This window comes from Staphylococcus hominis subsp. hominis, from assembly GCF_002901845.1.
Lineage (GTDB): Bacteria > Bacillota > Bacilli > Staphylococcales > Staphylococcaceae > Staphylococcus > Staphylococcus hominis.
On sequence record NZ_PPQE01000028.1, the window covers coordinates 87,429 to 107,792 of the forward strand.

The window sequence follows — 20,364 nt, forward strand, 5'->3', positions numbered from 1 at the left end:
ATGTGAACTGACTATAAAAGGAGGATATCTTGATGGCTGATTCTCTACCACAATCAAGAATTAATGAAAGAAATATAACCAATGAAATGCGCGAATCATTTTTAGACTATGCGATGAGCGTTATCGTTTCACGTGCATTACCAGATGTACGTGATGGTTTAAAACCTGTACATCGTCGTATTTTATATGGTCTAAATGAACAAGGAATGACTCCAGACAAACCTTATAAAAAATCAGCACGTATTGTTGGGGACGTTATGGGGAAATATCATCCACACGGCGACTCTTCAATTTATGATGCTATGGTAAGAATGGCACAAACCTTTAGCTATCGTTATCCTCTTGTTGATGGTCAAGGTAACTTTGGTTCAATGGATGGTGACGGTGCTGCGGCAATGCGTTATACCGAAGCAAAAATGACCAAAATCACATTAGAACTGTTACGTGATATCAATAAAGATACTATTGATTTCTTAGATAACTATGATGGTACAGAAAGAGAGCCCGAAGTCTTACCTTCTCGTTTCCCTAACCTTTTAGTGAATGGCGCTTCAGGTATTGCAGTTGGTATGGCTACAAATATTCCGCCACATAATTTAACAGAAGTCATTGACGGAGTCTTACGTTTAAGTCAAAATCCTGATGTCACAATCTCAGAATTGATGGAAGACATTCAAGGTCCTGATTTTCCAACTTCTGGCTTAATTTTAGGTAAAAGTGGCATTAGACGTGCCTATGAAACTGGTCGTGGATCGATTCAAATGCGAGCACGTGCATCAATAGAAGAACGTGGCGGTGGCCGTCAGCGTATTGTTGTGACTGAAATTCCATATCAAGTGAATAAAGCAAGAATGATTGAGAAAATTGCAGAATTAGCGCGTGAGAAAAGAATTGAAGGTATCACAGATCTTCGTGACGAAACAAGTTTACGTACAGGGGTAAGAGTGGTTATTGATGTACGTAAAGATGCCAATGCAAATGTTATTTTAAATAATTTATATAAACATACGCCATTACAAACGTCATTTGGTGTAAATATGATTGCCCTTGTGAATGGTCGACCTAAATTAATTAACTTAAAAGAAGCGCTTGTTGAATATTTAGAACATCAAAAAACAGTTGTACGTCGTCGTACAGAATACAATTTGAAAAAAGCGAAAGATCGTGCACATATCTTAGAAGGTTTAAGAATTGCGCTGGATCATATTGATGAAATTATTTCTATTATTCGTGAGTCTGACACAGATAAAGTGGCGATGGAAACATTGCAAGAACGTTTTAAATTGTCTGAACGTCAAGCTCAAGCCATTTTAGATATGCGTTTACGTCGTTTAACTGGGTTAGAGCGCGATAAAATTGAAAATGAGTATAATGAATTATTAAGTTATATTGCAGAATTAGAAGAGATCTTAGCAAATGAAGATGTATTACTTCAACTGGTTCGTGATGAACTTACAGAAATTAAAGAACGTTTCGGTGATGAACGTCGTACTGAAATTCAATTGGGTGGTTTAGATCACTTAGAAGATGAAGACTTAATCCCTGAAGAACAAATCGTCATCACTTTAAGTCATAACAACTATATTAAACGTTTACCTGTATCTACATATCGTTCACAAAACAGAGGTGGACGAGGTGTACAAGGGATGAATACCTTAGAAGAAGACTTTGTCAGTCAACTTGTAACATTAAGTACACATGATAATGTTTTATTCTTTACGAATAAAGGCCGTGTTTATAAGTTGAAAGGATACGAAGTACCTGAATTATCTCGTCAATCTAAAGGTATTCCAGTCATTAATGCGATTGAGCTTGAAAATGATGAAGTGATTAGTACGATGATTGCCGTAAGAGATTTAGAAGATGAGAACAGTTTCTTAGTCTTTGCTACTAAAAAAGGTATTGTTAAACGTTCTGCATTAAGTAACTTCTCTCATATTAATAAGAATGGTAAAATTGCGATTGGCTTTAAAGAAGATGATGAATTGATCGCAGTTCGTCTTACTGATGGCAAACAAGATATTTTACTTGGTACAGCACATGCCTCATTAATTCGATTCCCTGAAAATAGTTTACGCCCACTAGGTCGTACCGCTTCAGGTGTGAGAGGTATTTCTCTAAGAGAAAATGACGTAGTCGTAGGTTTAGACGTAGCCTATGCTGAAAGTGAAGATGAAGTTCTAGTTGTTACTGAAAAAGGTTATGGTAAACGAACACCTGTAAGTGAATATCGTTTATCTAATCGTGGCGGTAAAGGTATAAAAACAGCTAAAATTACAGAACGTAATGGTAATGTTGTATGTATTACAACGGTAAGCGGTCAAGAAGATTTAATGATTGTGACGGATGGTGGCATTATTATTCGTCTACAAGTTGAAGATATTTCTCAAAATGGCCGTGCTACACAAGGCGTGCGATTAATGAAATTAGGCGATAATCAAGCCGTATCAACCGTTGCGAAAGTTATTGATAAAACTGAAGATGAAGCTGCAACGGAAGCGGCTCAACAAACAGAACATGCAAGTGCCCAAACTACAGAAAGTGCAAATGAACAAGTGATAGATGATACGACACCTGGTAACGCTTTGCATACTGAATCTGATGAAGATGATGAACGCACTGAAGTAAGACAAGATTTCATGGATCGTGTAAATGAAGATATTGAGAATGATTCAGATCAGAATTAAATATAAAAATAAGACTTCCCATATATAGGGAAGTCTTATTTTTATTATTTATCGTTCTAATTCTTTCATTACATAAGGAATTTGATTAATTAATTTTGAAGGGGGCACGACGTACATTTTTTCAGAAAGTTTTTCACCAATATAACTGTGAATATAAGTTGCGCTCGTAACGGCATCTTGTAAGCTATCAAATTGACCTACAAAACTTGTAATCATACCAGCTAATGTATCACCCATACCACCTGTAGCCATTGCAGGTGTGCCAATTGGTAATTTGTATTCTTTATCTTTAAAGAAGATTTCTGTACCGTGTTTTTTTAGTACTACAGTAGCGCCTAATTTATCCACAGCTTCTCTATTTCTTTCATACGTTTGTTCTTCAATAGGAATACCACTTAGACGTTCCCATTCTTTTTGATGGGGTGTAAAGATAACACGACATGTAGGAATATCAGGTTTAAGTTTACAAAATATTGTAATTGCATCACCATCTACAATTAAGTTTTGATGAGGTTGAATATTTTGTAGTAAGAAAGTAATCGCATTATTTCCTTTGAAATCAACGCCAAGACCTGGTCCAATTAAAATACTATCTGTATTCTCAATCATTTTTGTTAACATTTTAGTATCATTAATATCTATTACCATTGCTTCAGGACAACGTGAATGAATGGCTGCATGATTAGTAGGATGTGTGGCTACAGTAATTAAACCACTTCCACTAAAAAGACATGCACGGGCAGCTAACATGATTGCTCCGCCTAAATTTGCACTACCACCAATTAAAAGAATTTTTCCATAATCACCTTTATGCGTTTCGTCATTACGTTTAGGAATTGTCACATTAGTTAATGTTTCCATATGATGAATCCTCCCTATTTAGATTCGAAAGTCATAACTTCTATATATTAAATCAATGAAATGATGAGTTATTAAGACAAGCGAAAATATCATGTGCGTTTTAAGTACAATAGAAAATATTATACCTGCTTAAGCGTTTCGTCAACACTATTTTAAATAAATTTATAAATGCTAAAATTGATAGATATTAACGTATATAGTTTGTTATATTTGGAAAAGGTAACTGCTTGAAAATTATATATGACTTTGCTATATTAAAATTAAGTTAATAAAGTATTGTTCGTAGGCTAAGTAACATAAGGGTATTAATTTCAGAGAGCTTGTGGTGAGTGTAAACAAGTAATTAATTTTTATGCGAATCTACCTACTTATATTGAACAATCGGTTTTAACCGTTATCGATAGTGGAGTGCAATTTAGTTTATTTAATTAAATTGTTAAATAGGGTGGCAACGCGTAGACCACGTCCCTTGTATGGGGATGTGGTCTTTTTTTATTTTAAATCGCTATGGTCACTCAATATAAATTTTTTGGAAGGATGAATATGATATGTTAGACATCAAGCAATTCAGAGACGAAACGGACAAAGTTAAGAGCAAAATTGAATTACGAGGAGATGATTCAAAGGTTGTTGATGAAGTATTAGAATTAGATAATCAACGTCGTGATTTAATTGGTAAAACAGAAGAAATGAAAGCACGTCGTAACAAAGTAAGTGATCAAATCGCTGAAAAAAAACGTAACAAAGAAGATGCTGATGACGTCATTAAAGAAATGCGTGAATTAGGCGATGAAATTAAAGAAAATGATGCAAAATTAAATGAAGTAGATAATAAAATTCGTGATATCTTAATTCGTATTCCAAACTTAATTGCAGATGATGTACCACAAGGTGCTGACGACACTGAAAATGTTGAATTAAAAAAATGGGGCACGCCTCGTGAATTTGATTTTGAACCAAAAGCACACTGGGATTTAGTAGAAGAATTAAAAATGGCTGATTTCGAACGTGCTGCAAAAGTATCAGGTGCGCGCTTCGTTTATTTAACTAAAGACGGTGCTTTATTAGAACGTGCATTAATGAACTATATGTTAACAAAACATACAACACAACATGGTTATACAGAAATGATGACACCTCAATTGGTAAATGCAGATACAATGTTTGGTACAGGCCAATTACCTAAATTTGAAGAAGATTTATTCAAAGTTGAAAAAGAAGGCTTATATACAATTCCAACTGCAGAAGTGCCATTAACAAACTTCTATAGAAATGAAATTATCCAACCGGATGTGTTACCAGAAAAATTCACTGGTCAAACTGCATGTTTCCGTAGTGAAGCGGGATCAGCTGGTAGAGATACAAGAGGTTTAATTCGTTTACACCAATTCGATAAAGTTGAAATGGTGCGTTTTGAAAAACCTGAAGATTCTTGGGATGCATTAGAAGATATGACTCAAAATGCCGAAGCAATTTTAGAAGAATTAAAATTACCATATCGTCGCGTGAACTTATGTACTGGAGATATTGGTTTCAGCGCAAGTAAAACATATGACTTAGAAGTATGGTTACCAAGTTACAATGACTACAAAGAAATTAGCTCTTGCTCAAACTGTACTGATTTCCAAGCTCGTCGTGCTAACATTCGTTTCAAACGTGATGCTTCTTCTAAACCAGAATTAGTACACACATTAAATGGTAGTGGCCTTGCAGTAGGTCGTACATTTGCAGCTATCGTAGAAAACTACCAAAACGAAGATGGTTCAATTACAATTCCAGAAGCACTTGTACCATTTATGGGCGGCAAAACAGAAATTCGTCCAGTCAACTAATCATTAAATAGAATTCAACTCATAAAGCGATAGAGTGACGTAGTCCTCTATCGCTTTATTTATTTTTATATTAAATAAGACTGCCCTGAGAAAGGTATCTTTAAAAAATATCAAAAATTTCTGATATTTTAAAAGTGTTGAAGTTTCAATATTTTAAAACATCCTTCTCTCTAACCTCACTCAAACAGACGTCTAAAGATATTGAAGCGCCTCTTAGATTATATTAGACTGAATTTAATTATACTATATAGTCAATTTGAAAATACATATATAAAGGAGGAGCTAACATGACGTCACATGTAACATTTCAACAAGGGGTCCAAGAATGTATTCCAACACTACTAGGATACATCGGTATAGGACTATCATTTGGCATCGTGGCAGCTTCTCAAGATTTTAGTGTTCTAGAAATTCTTCTGTTATGTTTACTGGTTTATGCAGGCGCAGCACAATTTATTATTTGTGCTTTAGTCATTACTGGTACACCTATATCAGCCATCGTGTTAACAACGTTAATTGTGAATTCCCGCTTCTTTTTATTGTCTATGACATTATCACCTAATTATAAAGATTACGGTATATGGAATCGTTTAGCTTTGTCTTCTATTCTTACTGACGAGACATTTGGCGTTGCTATAACACCACACTTAAAAGGGGAAATAATTAATGACCGATGGTTACATGGATTAAATATTACTGCTTATTCATTTTGGGCAATAGCTTGTGTGTTAGGAGCAGTCTTTGGGAAATACATCTCTCATCCTGAAATGTTAGGGTTAGACTTTGCGATTACAGCCATGTTTATTTTCTTGGCTATGGCTCAATTTGAAACGATTACACGTTCCAAAGTAAGTATATATATCGTATTAATTGCGTTCGTTATTGTAATGATGTTCATTTTAAGTTGGTTGATGCCCTCTTATGTGGCCATTCTTGTTACATCAATTTGTGCTGCAACACTTGGGGTGGTGATGGATCGATGACGATAACTGGACATATGCTTTTACTCATCGTTTTATGTGGATTAGTGACATTAATTGTGCGGGTTGTACCATTTTTAATGATTTCACGTATTCAACTGTCAGAAACAGTCATCAAATGGCTGTCGTTTATTCCAATTTCATTATTCACTGCGTTAGTTATTGATAGTTTTATCGTTCAACATAAAAGCATGCAGGGCTTTGAATTAAATATTCCATTCATTGTAGCAACCATTCCTACAGTCATTATCGCAGTTGTGACGCGTAGTCTAACCATTACTATTATTGTAGGTATTGTATTCATTGCAGGTATACGATGGTTCTTTTAATTCATTTATTTACTGCGCATTGAAGTTAACTAGGCAATTGTATTAAAATAAGTTTAAATTAAACCATTCAATCAATATATAGATACTCTTATTTTGAGAAGTAGAGGGAATTGGCCCTATGAAGCTTCAGCAACCGACAAATCATTTGTACGGTGCTACAACCAACGAGATACTCGAATGATAAGTACTAAAGTATTATCGCTTCATACTTTTAAAATTAAGGGTAGAAGCGATTTTTTTATTCTAAGGAGGCATAGCATGACAAATTATACAGTAGATACATTACATTTAGGTGCTTTTACAACGGAATCAGGTGAAACGATTGAGAATCTAAAATTGCGTTATGAGCACGTAGGTTATTCGGGACAACCGCTTGTTGTGGTTTGTCATGCTCTGACTGGGAATCATTTAACTTATGGTACAGATGAACATCCTGGATGGTGGCGCGAAATCATTGATGGTGGTTATATGCCGATATATGATTATCAGTTTCTTACTTTTAATGTTATTGGAAGTCCTTTTGGTTCAAGTTCCCCTTTAAACGATGCTCATTTTCCTAAAACCATCACATTAAGAGATATCGTTAAGGCAATTGAATTGGGAATCAAGGCCCTTGGATTTACTAAAATTGATATTTTAATTGGTGGCAGTTTAGGTGGCATGCAAGTAATGGAATTATTATATAATCATCGATTCGAAGTAGATAAAGCAGTCATCTTAGCAGCTACGGATAAAACCTCTTCATACAGTCGTGCCTTCAATGAAATTGCACGTGAAGCGATTCATATTGGAGGTAAAGAAGGACTTAGTATTGCAAGACAACTTGGATTCTTAACATATCGTTCTTCAAAAAGTTATGACGCACGTTTCACACCAGATGAAGTAGTCAATTATCAACGTCATCAAGGTAATAAGTTTAAAGAATCCTACGATTTATCGTGTTATTTAACGATGTTGAATGTCTTAGATAGTCATCATCTTGATCGTCAGCGCGATGATGTGGATGAGGTCTTCCAATCTTTAAATACAAAAGTACTAACGATGGGCTTTACAGATGATTTGTTATATCCAGATGATCAAGTCAGAGCAGTAGGAGAACGTTTTAAATATCATCGTCACTTTTTTGTTCCAGACAACGTAGGCCATGATGGTTTTTTACTTAATTTTAATGACTGGGCGCCTAACTTGTATCATTTTTTAAAAGTTTCGAAATTCAAACGAAAATAATAGATAAGAGAACAGTTAACACATTTGTTTAATTTGAATATAGAAGGTAAAATAGACCTTATAGTCAAAAAAGTATAGGAGTGGCGAATGTGTTTTCAAAAGTACATCCTAAAGCAATGATTATAGGAACTATCGTGCTTGTAGCAGTTGCTTTAGTTACGTATGTATTGCCAATAATTGGTCTGATTCTATGTTTATTCGCTACCATTCCAGGGATTATCATGTGGCATAAATCAATTGCTACATTTGGAATTGGAGCTTTACTCACTGTAGTCATCACGACCTTATTAGGGAATACCTTTGTATTAAGTGCCATGATTCTAGTTTTATTACTAAGTTTTGTAATTGGCCAATTATTAAAAGAACGTACATCTAAAGAACGCATTTTATATATTACAACAATGTATATAAGTATTGTGACGTTAATTGCATTTATGTTATTACAAGCGTTCAAAAAGATTCCAAATACCGAAGTATTGATTAAACCAGCAAAAGACGCAATGAACAATGCGATTGTAAATTCAGGCGTTGAATCAGATTATAAGATCATCTTAGAAGAAGGATTTCGTCAAATGGCTGTTCAACTTCCAAGTTACATCATTATTATTGTTTTTCTTTTAGTTTTAATTAATATCATCATTACATTTCCAATTTTACGCAAATTCAAAGTAGCAACACCTATGTTTAGACCTTTATTTGCTTGGCAGATGAATCGCACATTATTATGGATTTACATGATTGTGCTAGTATGTGTGATGTTTGCGATGAAACCAAGTATATTCCAAAGTATCGTATTGAATTTCGAAGTTGTGTTATCATTATTAATGTATATCCAAGGATTGAGTTTGATTCATTTCTTTGGAAAGGCCAAACGATTACCTGATGCGGTATCCATATTATTAATGGTCGTGGGGACAGTTATTTCACCCTTTACGCATATCGTATCATTACTTGGCGTACTTGATTTAGGAATTAACTTAAAACGAATGATTAAAAAATGACTTTAAAAAGTGAATAGAGGTGGAAGAATGAACCGTCAATCCACTAAAAAAGCATTGCTTATTCCTTACATTTTGATGGTGCTTACGGCAATTGCAATTGTTATTGTAGGGTTTATATTTAAACCTTTAATGGCAACGTTTACGGCGATTGCTTTAATGATTATGATCGTCATTAGTGCGGTATTGATTAAACAAGCATTATCAAAAATGGATCATTATGTGGATAATCTGAGTGGTCATATTTCAGCAGGAAGTAATAAAGCAATTAAACGCATGCCAATTGGTTTAGTTGTGATTGATGCTGACGATCACATCGAATGGATCAACCAATATATGTCTGAACATCTAGAAACGAATGTCATCTCAGAACCAGTCAATGAAGTTTTTCCGAATATTCTTAAGCAACTTGAAAGAGTACAAGAAATAGAAATCGAACATGGTCAGTACCATTATCATGTACGTTATTCTGAAGAAGAGCATTGTTTATATTTCTTCGATATTACAGAAGAGGTACATACAAATGAATTATATGAAGAATCAAAGCCTATTATTGCAACGTTGTTTTTAGATAACTACGATGAAATTACCCAAAATATGAATGACACACAACGTTCTGAAATCAACTCAATGGTGACACGTATTATTAGTCGATGGGCAACTGAATATAACATTTATTTTAAACGTTATAGTTCAGATCAATTCGTAGCTTATTTAAACCAAAAAATCTTAGCAGAAATAGAAGATTCTAATTTTGATATTCTAAGTCAGTTACGTGAAAAAAGTGTAGGCTATCGTGCACAATTGACATTAAGTATTGGTGTTGGTGAAGGTACCGAAGATTTAATTGAACTTGGTGAATTATCTCAATCAGGACTTGATTTAGCCTTAGGTCGTGGAGGAGACCAAGTTGCAATTAAAAACATGAATGGTAATGTCCGTTTTTACGGAGGTAAGACTGACCCGATGGAAAAACGAACACGTGTTAGAGCACGTGTTATCTCTCACGCATTGAAAGATATCTTAACTGAAGGCGACAAAGTGATTATTATGGGACATAAACGTCCCGACTTAGATGCGGTTGGCGCAGCTATTGGAGTATCTCGATTTGCGTCAATGAATAATTTAGAAGCATATGTGGTACTTAATGAAGAAGATATCGATCCAACATTAAGTCGTGTGATGGAAGAAATTGATAAAAAACCTGAATTGAAAGAACGATTTGTGACATCTGATGAGGCTTGGGATATGATGACGTCAAAAACAACGGTTGTTGTGGTAGACACACATAAACCTGAAATGGTATTAGATGAAAATATTCTAAATAAAGCGAATCGTAAAGTAGTCATTGATCATCATAGACGTGGAGAAAGCTTTATTTCAAATCCATTACTCGTTTATATGGAACCTTATGCAAGTTCAACTGCAGAACTTGTCACAGAGTTATTAGAATATCAGCCAACAGAACAACGGTTATCACGTTTAGAATCTACAATTATGTATGCAGGTATTATTGTTGATACACGTAATTTTACATTACGAACAGGGTCAAGAACGTTTGATGCGGCAAGTTATTTACGTGCGCATGGTGCGGATACAATTTTAACGCAACAATTCCTTAAAGATGATGTTGATACGTATATTAATCGTTCTGAATTGATACGCACAGTGGAAGTTCAAGATAATGGTGTCGCAATTGCTCACGGTTCTAATGATAAAATCTATCATCCTGTAACAGTTGCACAAGCTGCGGATGAATTGTTAAGTTTAGAAGGCATTGAAGCTTCTTACGTTGTAGCGAAACGTGAAGATAATCTTATTGGTATTTCAGCACGTTCATTAGGCGGTATTAATGTTCAATTAACAATGGAAGCTTTAGGTGGCGGAGGTCACTTAACAAATGCTGCAACGCAAATAAAAGGTGTCACTATAGAAGAAGCAATCGAGCAATTACAACAAGCAATTACTGAACAAATGAGTAGGAGTGAAGATACATGAAAGTAATATTTACACAAGATGTTAAAGGTAAAGGTAAAAAAGGTGAAGTTAAAGACGTGCCAGTAGGTTACGCAAATAACTTTTTATTAAAAAATAAATATGCTGTTGAAGCAACACCAGGTAATTTAAAACAATTAGAACAACAAAATAGACGTGCTGAAGCGGATAGACAACAAGAAATCGATGATGCTAAAGCATTAAAAGCAAAATTAGAAGATATCGAAGTTGAAGTAAGTGCTAAAACTGGTGAAGGCGGTAAATTGTTTGGTTCTATTAGTACAAAACAAATTGCTGACGCATTAAAAAATCAACACGATATTAAAATTGATAAACGTAAAATGGATTTACCACACGGTATTCACGCGTTAGGTTATACTAATGTACCTGTTAAATTAGACAAAGAAGTTGAAGGTACAATTCGTGTACACACTGTAGAAAAATAAAAAATTTGGGACACACATAGGTAGTCCACTCTTTTAAAAACAATTCATAGAAATAGATATAATGTTGCACTAGCATGTCGAAAATTTTAAGATGGATGGGTGTAATGATTGATGGATAATATGTATGATCAAAGACAAATGCCCCATAACAATGAAGCTGAACAGTCTGTCTTAGGTGCAATTATTTTAGATCCAGAATTAATAGGTTCGACTCAGGAGGTATTACTTCCTGAGTCGTTTTATAGAGGTGCACACCAACATATCTTCAGAGCAATGATGAACTTAAACGAAGATGCTCATGAGATTGATGTAGTTACGTTAATGGAACAATTAACGAAAGAAGGTACGTTAAGTGAAGCTGGTGGCCCTCAATATTTAGCTGAATTATCGAATAATGTACCGACGACACGTAATATTGAATACTATAGAAATATAGTTGCTAATCTTGCGCTTAAACGTCGATTAATTCAAACAGCTGATAGCATTGCGAATGATGGGTATAATAATGAGCTTGAATTAGATGCTATTTTAAGTGATGCTGAAAAACGTATTCTTGAACTCTCAGCAAACCGTCAAAGTGATGGATTTAAAGATATTAGAGATGTCTTAGGTCAAGTATATGAGACTGCAGAAGAACTTGACCAAAATAGTGGGCAAACGCCGGGTATTCCTACTGGATACCGCGATTTAGACCAGATGACTGCGGGCTTTAATAGAAATGATTTAATTATTTTAGCAGCCCGTCCTTCTGTAGGTAAGACTGCCTTCGCACTTAATATCGCTCAAAAAGTAGCCACTCATGAAGATAACTATACAGTAGGTATTTTCTCACTTGAAATGGGTGCCGATCAACTTGCGACACGTATGATTTGTAGTTCAGGAAATGTAGATTCTAACCGTTTAAGAACAGGGACAATGACAGAAGAAGACTGGAATCGATTTACGATTGCAGTTGGTAAATTATCGAGAACAAAGATTTTTATTGATGATACACCAGGAATTCGTATTACAGATTTACGATCAAAGTGTCGTCGTCTTAAACAAGAACATGGCCTTGATATGATTGTGATTGACTATTTACAACTTATTCAAGGGAGTGGCTCACGTTTTTCAGATAATAGACAACAAGAAGTTTCTGAAATCTCACGTACGTTAAAAGCCATCGCGCGTGAATTAGAATGTCCCGTTATTGCACTGAGTCAGTTATCTCGAGGCGTAGAACAACGTCAAGATAAACGACCAATGATGAGTGATATTCGTGAATCAGGATCAATTGAGCAAGACGCAGATATTGTTGCGTTCTTGTATCGTGATGATTACTATAATCGAGGCGATGGTGAAGAAGATGACGATAGTACGCAGTTCGAACCTCAATCCAATGACGATAATGGTGAGATTGAAATTATTATTGCTAAACAACGTAACGGCCCTACAGGCACAGTGAAGTTACACTTTATGAAACAATATAATAAATTTACAGACATTGATTATGCACATGCAGACATGTCATAAAAATATTTTTTACCGTACATTATTATTATTTTTAATATAAATGTACGGTTTTTATTTTATTTTTGAAAAATAAAGTTAAGTGAAGTATGTGTATTAAATATTTGTAAAACTGTCTTGAAATACTGGTAAATTAACAATGTTAAAGGTTTTTTAATAAAATATACATATTGATTTGACTGATGTGAATACTATTTTTAATGTTCGATTTTTATTTGCATTATATAAAACGTATTGATAGAATACTTAGTGGTTAATTGAGAAAACTTTGGAGGTGCTCACATGTCATCAATCGTAGTAGTTGGGACACAATGGGGAGACGAAGGTAAAGGTAAAATTACAGATTTCTTAGCAGAACAAGCAGATGTGATTGCGCGTTTTTCAGGTGGTAATAACGCAGGCCATACCATTCAATTTGGTGGAGAAACATACAAATTACATTTAGTACCATCAGGTATTTTTTATAAAGATAAATTAGCAGTGATTGGTAATGGTGTGGTTGTAGATCCTGTTGCATTATTAAAAGAATTAGACGCTTTAAATGAACGTGGTATTTCTACAGATAATCTACGTATTTCAAACCGTGCGCAAGTCATCTTACCATATCACTTAGCACAAGATGAATATGAAGAACGTCGTCGCGGCGATAATAAAATCGGTACAACGAAAAAAGGGATTGGACCAGCTTACGTAGATAAAGCACAACGTATTGGTATTCGTATGGCTGATTTATTAGAAAAAGACACATTTGAAAGACGTTTAAAAGAAAATATTGAGATTAAGAATGCATATTTCAAAGGGATGTTTAATGAAACGTGCCCACACTTTGATGAAATATTCGATGAATACTATGCCGCTGGTCAACGTTTAAAAGAATTCGTTACAGATACAGCTAAAATTTTAGATGACGCTTTCGTAGCTGATGAAAAAGTTTTATTTGAAGGTGCACAAGGAGTTATGTTAGATATCGACCATGGTACATATCCTTTTGTAACGTCAAGTAATCCTGTGGCAGGTAATGTGACAGTAGGAACTGGCGTGGGTCCAACCTTCGTATCTAAAGTGATTGGGGTATGTAAATCCTATACATCTCGTGTAGGTGACGGCCCATTCCCTACTGAATTATTCGACGAAGATGGTCATCATATTAGAGAAGTAGGTCGTGAATATGGAACGACAACAGGACGTCCTCGTCGTGTAGGTTGGTTCGACTCAGTTGTATTACGTCACTCTCGTCGTGTAAGTGGTATTACAGACTTATCTATTAACTCAATTGACGTTTTAACAGGTTTAGATACGGTTAAAATTTGTACAGCTTATGAGTTAGATGGTGAAACAATCACAGAATATCCAGCAAACTTAGACCAATTACGTCGTTGTAAACCAATTTTCGAAGAGTTACCTGGTTGGACGGAAGACATTACAGGTTGTCGTACATTAGAAGAATTACCTGAAAACGCACGTAAATACTTAGAACGTATTTCTGAATTATGTGGCGTTCATATTTCAATCTTCTCTGTAGGCCCTGACCGTGAGCAAACAAACCTATTAGAAAAATTATGGTAAGAAAAGCGTATAAACCTAGAGCAATAACGTGCTAAGAGCGAAAATCGGCTTTTGATTTTAAGATGAGCATACGATTGACGAGCGGGTTGCTTTTCGAAGCCCATTAATAATAAAGCATTTAATGGTATACATTTAACGTTGTTAAAGTCACTCACTTTAGCAACGTTTTTTATATACATCAAATAAGGTAATGATAACCATATCATTTAAATTTGAATTAATAATGTAAAAGTAAAGAAAAAAAGTATATTCTCACGTAATCTACCTTCAAAACAACTCTTTTTTCTAAAAATTAAGGAATTATAAAAAAATATTAAAATTATGTAAAAAAGTTCTTGTCTTTAAAATAAAAGCTATGCTATAATCTATCTTGTGCTTAAGAACGGCTCCTTGGTCAAGCGGTTAAGACACCGCCCTTTCACGGCGGTAACACGGGTTCGAGTCCCGTAGGAGTCACCATTTTAGGTCTCGTAGTGTAGCGGTTAACACGCCTGCCTGTCACGCAGGAGATCGCGGGTTCGATTCCCGTCGAGACCGTATTGCTTATCCAAAAGGGTAGGCATTTTTTTTATACTTTTTTAATATTGCTTCTTTATTTTTATAAATATATAGACGTTATCATGAGTAAAGCGATGTGTGTATTACAAATAGATGACGTCGCAATATACTTTTAATATTTCTCTCTTTTTTTATACATCTTTTATATATCACTCTTAATTTTCAACGACTATCCGCTATCATCATTTTGTAACATTGTACCGTTTCAGTCTTCCTACGACTTTTGTCCAATATTCAAGGCGCTCAACTTATTTGTAATATAAAACGAGCGTGGTAAACTTTAAATTAATGTTATTCTATAATTTTAAATATGAAAATAGAATTAAGTGAATATTAATGTTAAATTATATAGTAGATAAACGTGCGTTAAGACGTAAGATAGCGCCATATAATACAGTTAATGTTTTACTCAAAATATAATAAACATTAAGGTTTGAACTACAATTTGAGAAATGAGGTTTATAGATATGGCTAGAAAAGTTGTTGTAGTTGATGATGAAAAGCCAATTGCGGATATTTTAGAATTTAATTTAAAAAAAGAAGGCTATGAAGTGCATTGCGCTTATGATGGTAATGATGCCGTCGATTTAATTTATGAAGAAGAGCCAGACATCGTATTGTTAGACATTATGTTACCTGGTCGCGATGGTATGGAAGTATGTCGTGAAGTACGTAAAAAATATGACATGCCAATTATTATGTTAACAGCGAAAGACTCAGAAATTGATAAAGTATTGGGCCTTGAATTAGGCGCTGATGATTATGTGACGAAACCATTTAGCACACGTGAATTAATTGCACGTGTGAAAGCAAATTTAAGACGTCACTATGCTCAACCTGCGCAAGAATCAGAAGGTACAACGAATGAAATTGCGATTAAAGATATCGTAATTTATCCTGAGGCTTACTCAATTAAAAAACGTGGTGAGGATATTGAATTAACACATCGTGAATTTGAATTATTCCACTATCTGTCAAAACATATGGGACAAGTTATGACACGTGAACACTTACTACAAACGGTTTGGGGCTACGATTATTTTGGAGACGTGCGTACAGTGGATGTAACCATTCGTCGTTTAAGAGAAAAAATTGAAGACGATCCATCTCATCCAGAATATATTGTGACACGTCGAGGCGTTGGATACTTTCTCCAACAACATGATTAGGAGTTGCAAACGATGAAGTGGCTGAAACAACTCCAATCCCTTCACACAAAACTCGTTATTGTTTATGTCTTACTGATTATTATTGGAATGCAGATTATTGGTCTGTATTTCACTAATAGTTTAGAAAAAGAATTAACCAATAATTTCATGAAGAATATTAAACAATATGCGACACAACTCGAAGTCAATATTGAGCGTATTTATAAAGATAATCCTTCAAATGCACAAAAGGAAGTTCAATCGCTACTGAATGAATACGCTAACCGACAAGAGATTGAAGAAATCCGCTTTATTGATAAAGATCAAATTATAATGGCTACAGCGAAGTTATCATCCCATAGCTTAATTAATCAAAAAGTGAATGATAATTCTGTTCAAAAAGCAATCTCTCTTGGTGAAGCAAATAGTCATAACGTCTTAAAAGACTATGGTAATGGTAAAGAACGGATTTGGATTTACAACTTACCAGTTAAGAATGGCAATGATGTGATCGGTAATATTTACATAGAGTCAAATATTAATGATGTATATAACCAACTTAACAATATCAATCAAATCTTTATTATTGGTACGGCTATTTCCTTATTTATCACGGTCATACTCGGTTTCTTTATTGCGCGAACGATTACGCGACCGATTACAGATATGCGTAACCAAACAGTTGAAATGTCAAAAGGGAACTATACACAGCGTGTTAAGATTTATGGCAATGACGAAATTGGTGAACTTGCGCTTGCGTTTAATAATCTTTCTAAACGTGTACAAGAAGCCCAAGCGAATACAGAAAGTGAAAAACGTCGACTCGATTCTGTCATTACACATATGAGTGATGGTATCATTGCGACGGATCGACGTGGTCGTATTCGTATTGTGAATGATATGGCGATTAAAATGTTAGGTATGGCGAAAGAAGACCTCATTGGTTATTACATGCTAAATGTTTTAAAAATAGAAGGCGATTTTTCATTAGAAGAAATTCAAGAGAATAATGATAGTATCTTAATTGATATGAACGAAGAAGAAGGTATTATTGCACGTGTCAACTTTAGCACGATTGTACAAGATACAGGATTTGTTAATGGTTATATCGCCGTATTACACGATGTTACAGAGCAACAACAAGTGGAACGTGAACGTCGCGAATTCGTTGCCAATGTATCACACGAATTACGTACGCCACTAACCTCAATGAACAGTTATATTGAAGCACTTGAAGAAGGCGCTTGGAAAGATGAAAATCTTGCGCCATCGTTCCTTTCAGTCACACGTGAAGAAACGGTACGTATGATTCGACTGGTCAATGACTTACTTCAATTATCTAAAATGGATAATGAGACAGAACAAATTACAAAAGAAATTGTCGACTTTAATATGTTTATTAATAAAATTATTAATCGACATGAAATGGCAGCGAAAGATACAACGTTTGTACGTGAAATTCCAAATGAAACGATTTTCACAGAAATAGATCCAGATAAGATGACGCAAGTATTTGATAACGTCATTACGAATGCGATGAAATATTCTCGTGGAGATAAACGTGTCGAGTTCCACGTGAAACAAAATGCACTTTATAATCGAATGACCATTCGTATTAAAGATAATGGCATCGGTATTCCAATTAATAAAGTAGATAAAATCTTTGATCGCTTCTACCGCGTAGATAAAGCACGTACACGTAAAATGGGTGGTACGGGTCTTGGACTGGCCATTTCAAAAGAAATTGTCGAAGCACATAATGGTCGTATCTGGGCAAACAGTGTTGAAGGACAAGGCACATCGATATTTATTACGCTTCCATGTGAAGTGATAGACGACGGTGATTGGGATGAACAGTAAGGAACATATTAAATCAGTTATCCTTTTTCTTTTAGTCATGATGAGTATTGTCCTTACGTATATGATTTGGAACTTTACTCCAGATTTAAATAATTTAGACAGCGCGGATAGTAAAAAAAACAATACTAAAACCATTGGTAAACCTTTAGCTGCAAAGATGGACACAGTGATTTCACCTTATCAAGTTGTGTCAGTTAAAGGGGATAAAGTAAAAGGATTGACACCATCAAGATCTCAACTCGCTCAAGTTATTGATCCACTCAAAGATCATGAAGTGAGTAAAGTAGAATTGATGCAAAAAGGGTATAATTTGCAAACCCCGATATTAGACCATGATTTTGTCGTATTGGATTTTACGTATGATATGCCATTAACCACCTATTTAGGTCAAGTACTTAATAACTCAGCTAAAATTCCTAAACATTTTAGCTTTAATCGAATTTTAATGGATAAAAATTCTAAGGGTGATCTAGAATTATATGCGCTGAGTAAACATCATCAACACGTCATGAAAGTGACGATAGACGCGAAGGCAACACCATTTACTAAAACCATTCATCATTTAGAAAAAGATATGGAAACCTATTCGGAAGTGATTACGAATAAGACAACGATTGATAAATCAACGCATATTTTTGCGCCGAAACATCCAAAAGACCTACACTCATATCGTATGGTATATGATACGATTTCAGTCGAAACGATGAACTCAATTTTATTTGATGATTCTGTCATTATTCGAAGCGGAAAAAGTGGTTCAACCACATATAATAATAATACTGGCGTCGCAAACTATAATGATGACAGTAAAAAGTACCATTATAAAAACTTATCGGAAGATGAATCAGGTTCGAAAGATATGGATACTTCCATCCCAAGTACATTCGAATATATTAATAATCATGGTGGTTTCTTTAACGATGATTTCCGTCTGTTCGATACAGATAATATGTCAGGAGAATTAACCTATCAACTATTCCTCAATGGACATCCTACATTTAATGATCAACAGTTGAATGAAATTAATGTGACTTGGGGAGAAAAAGGAATTTATGACTATAAACGTGCTCTTCTACGTTCAAGCGTGCCTTTAGAAGGTGCAACGACATCATTAGATAGTTTGGAAACGGTGCGTGCGTCACTTGCAAATAATCATAACATTGATTTTGAAAAAGTATCGAATATGATCGTTGGCTATAAAGAAGATGATAAGCCAGATAAAGATGACATCGAAGTACAACGGAATAGTGTATTTATTCCAACGTGGTATGTTGAGTATGATGGTGAGTGGTATGTATATCAGGATGGGAGGCTTGAATAAATGAACTGGAAACTAACCAAAACATTGTTTATTTTCGTGTTTGTTCTAGTCAATATCTTTCTCATTCTGATTTATATTAATAAGGTGACTAAATCGCAAATTAATGAAACTGAAAGCGATAATGAAGTCAACTTCCAGCAAGAAGAGATTAAAGTATCGACAGATGTATTAAATAAAGATGTAAGTGGTACGAAGATGCAAATGATTACTGCTACTTCTAAGAACTTTAAATCATACGCTGAAAATAAATCTTCATTAGAAACAAGTGATTCTGGTTTCACATTAAGCGGTGAGGTAGATAATACTGTAAATGTAAGTGATCGTAATCTTAGTGATTTAAAAGATTACATTATCAATCATATTTATAATGGTAAGGTCTATCAACTTGGCGATATGAATTCAAATACAGTCACTTACGAACAAACATATGATGGATACCCATTGCTTAATAACAATAAAGCACGGCTTCGCTTTAATATAGACGATGGTAAAGCGACCACGTATAAACAAACATTAATGAGTAAAATTGAACCTGCAAAAGGTGACAATAATCCTAAGAAGCAAGTCATTACGCCGCGTAAAGCAATTGAAAGCTTGTATTTCAATCGTTACTTAAAAGCTGGCGATGAAGTATTAGATGCTAGACTAGGATATTACTCAGTAGTAAGAGAAACCAACGTTCAATTACTACAAGCAAACTGGGAAATCAAAGTGAAACATAAAGGTAAAGAAGAAACGAAAAAATATTATGTTGAAGCCACTTCAGTCAATCCCAAAGTGATTGATAACTAAAAAGTGATGCATTTTAAATAGAGCAAAATGACGGTCAAAGTTGCCCGTTGTTTTGCTCTTAAATCGTTAATATAAACAGAGAATTGGAATTTCTAGTTACAGGTTGGTATAGTATACTATAAAAGTACTTTTAGAGCGGAAGGTTTCGAACAAAGATACAAGTTCGAAACTATATTTTTTTAGAAAAAAAGTAAATATAAAATAATTAGACTGAAGGCACTCTAAATAATTAAAATTTAAGATAATGAGAAAGGA

Annotated in this window: 15 protein-coding genes, 2 tRNA genes, 1 riboswitch and 1 other annotated feature; of the genes, 16 read left to right on the forward strand and 1 reads right to left on the reverse strand. The window is 34.6% G+C overall.

What is annotated here, in order from left to right; translation table 11 throughout:
• Positions 1-32: 32 nt before the first annotated feature.
• On the forward strand, positions 33-2,687 hold the full coding sequence (gene gyrA / locus CD034_RS07635) for a DNA gyrase subunit A (protein WP_103288255.1): 2,655 nt from the start codon (positions 33-35) through the stop codon (positions 2,685-2,687).
• 48 nt (positions 2,688-2,735) lie between these two features.
• On the opposite strand, the gene CD034_RS07640 is transcribed toward gyrA, so the two are convergent.
• Entirely contained in the window at positions 2,736-3,548 is an 813-nt protein-coding gene (locus CD034_RS07640) for an NAD(P)H-hydrate dehydratase (RefSeq protein ID WP_002488487.1), read from the reverse strand.
• A gap of 269 nt (positions 3,549-3,817) precedes the next feature.
• Positions 3,818-4,021, forward strand: a binding site (T-box leader).
• Positions 4,022-4,096: 75 nt separating this feature from the next.
• On the opposite strand from CD034_RS07640, the gene serS reads away from it, so the two are divergent.
• The 15 genes from serS (at position 4,097) to CD034_RS07715 (ending at position 20,109) form a co-directional block, all read left to right on the forward strand.
• A complete protein-coding gene (serS, locus tag CD034_RS07645) occupies positions 4,097-5,380 on the forward strand; it encodes a serine--tRNA ligase (protein WP_002449409.1) in 1,284 nt (427 codons plus the stop codon).
• Between the two features lie 287 nt (positions 5,381-5,667).
• A complete protein-coding gene (locus CD034_RS07650; protein ID WP_103288256.1) occupies positions 5,668-6,363 on the forward strand; it encodes an AzlC family ABC transporter permease in 696 nt (231 codons plus the stop codon).
• Complete coding sequence (locus tag CD034_RS07655) at positions 6,360-6,689, forward strand: AzlD domain-containing protein (protein WP_103288257.1); 330 nt, start codon at positions 6,360-6,362, stop codon at positions 6,687-6,689. The genes CD034_RS07650 and CD034_RS07655 overlap by 4 nt, the downstream gene beginning before the upstream one ends.
• 85 nt (positions 6,690-6,774) lie before the next feature.
• A riboswitch (SAM riboswitch) is annotated at positions 6,775-6,876 on the forward strand.
• A gap of 71 nt (positions 6,877-6,947) precedes the next feature.
• Positions 6,948-7,916: a homoserine O-acetyltransferase MetX gene (gene metX, locus CD034_RS07660; RefSeq protein WP_103288258.1), complete on the forward strand. Its 969-nt coding sequence runs from the start codon at positions 6,948-6,950 to the stop codon at positions 7,914-7,916.
• 89 nt (positions 7,917-8,005) lie between these two features.
• Positions 8,006-8,917, forward strand: a complete 912-nt coding sequence (locus tag CD034_RS07665) for a YybS family protein (protein ID WP_065581035.1) — start codon at positions 8,006-8,008, stop codon at positions 8,915-8,917.
• Positions 8,918-8,944: 27 nt separating this feature from the next.
• Positions 8,945-10,912, forward strand: a complete 1,968-nt coding sequence (locus tag CD034_RS07670) for a DHH family phosphoesterase (RefSeq protein ID WP_002488493.1) — start codon at positions 8,945-8,947, stop codon at positions 10,910-10,912.
• On the forward strand, positions 10,909-11,355 hold the full coding sequence (gene rplI, locus CD034_RS07675) for a 50S ribosomal protein L9 (protein WP_002488452.1): 447 nt from the start codon (positions 10,909-10,911) through the stop codon (positions 11,353-11,355). Before CD034_RS07670 ends, rplI begins: the two co-directional genes overlap by 4 nt.
• A gap of 111 nt (positions 11,356-11,466) precedes the next feature.
• The gene (gene dnaB / locus CD034_RS07680; protein ID WP_002449507.1) at positions 11,467-12,867 is read left to right on the forward strand and encodes a replicative DNA helicase; all 1,401 of its coding nucleotides are present in this window, start codon (positions 11,467-11,469) and stop codon (positions 12,865-12,867) included.
• Positions 12,868-13,146: 279 nt separating this feature from the next.
• Positions 13,147-14,430, forward strand: a complete 1,284-nt coding sequence (locus tag CD034_RS07685; RefSeq protein ID WP_049335768.1) for an adenylosuccinate synthase — start codon at positions 13,147-13,149, stop codon at positions 14,428-14,430.
• Between the two features lie 384 nt (positions 14,431-14,814).
• Positions 14,815-14,889 (forward strand) — tRNA-Glu (locus CD034_RS07690).
• Between the two features lie 5 nt (positions 14,890-14,894).
• Positions 14,895-14,967, forward strand: a tRNA-Asp gene (locus CD034_RS07695).
• Between the two features lie 488 nt (positions 14,968-15,455).
• On the forward strand, positions 15,456-16,157 hold the full coding sequence (gene yycF, locus CD034_RS07700) for a response regulator YycF (protein WP_002449444.1): 702 nt from the start codon (positions 15,456-15,458) through the stop codon (positions 16,155-16,157).
• A 12-nt stretch (positions 16,158-16,169) separates the two neighbouring features.
• A complete protein-coding gene (gene walK, locus CD034_RS07705) occupies positions 16,170-17,996 on the forward strand; it encodes a cell wall metabolism sensor histidine kinase WalK (protein ID WP_002449341.1) in 1,827 nt (608 codons plus the stop codon).
• The gene (locus CD034_RS07710; protein WP_103288259.1) at positions 17,986-19,317 is read left to right on the forward strand and encodes a YycH family regulatory protein; all 1,332 of its coding nucleotides are present in this window, start codon (positions 17,986-17,988) and stop codon (positions 19,315-19,317) included. The genes walK and CD034_RS07710 overlap by 11 nt, the downstream gene beginning before the upstream one ends.
• Positions 19,318-20,109 carry a two-component system regulatory protein YycI gene (locus tag CD034_RS07715; protein ID WP_002488464.1) on the forward strand — a complete coding sequence of 264 codons (792 nt, stop codon included), beginning with the start codon at positions 19,318-19,320 and terminating at the stop codon, positions 20,107-20,109. It begins immediately after the preceding gene.
• Positions 20,110-20,364 lie beyond the last annotated feature (255 nt).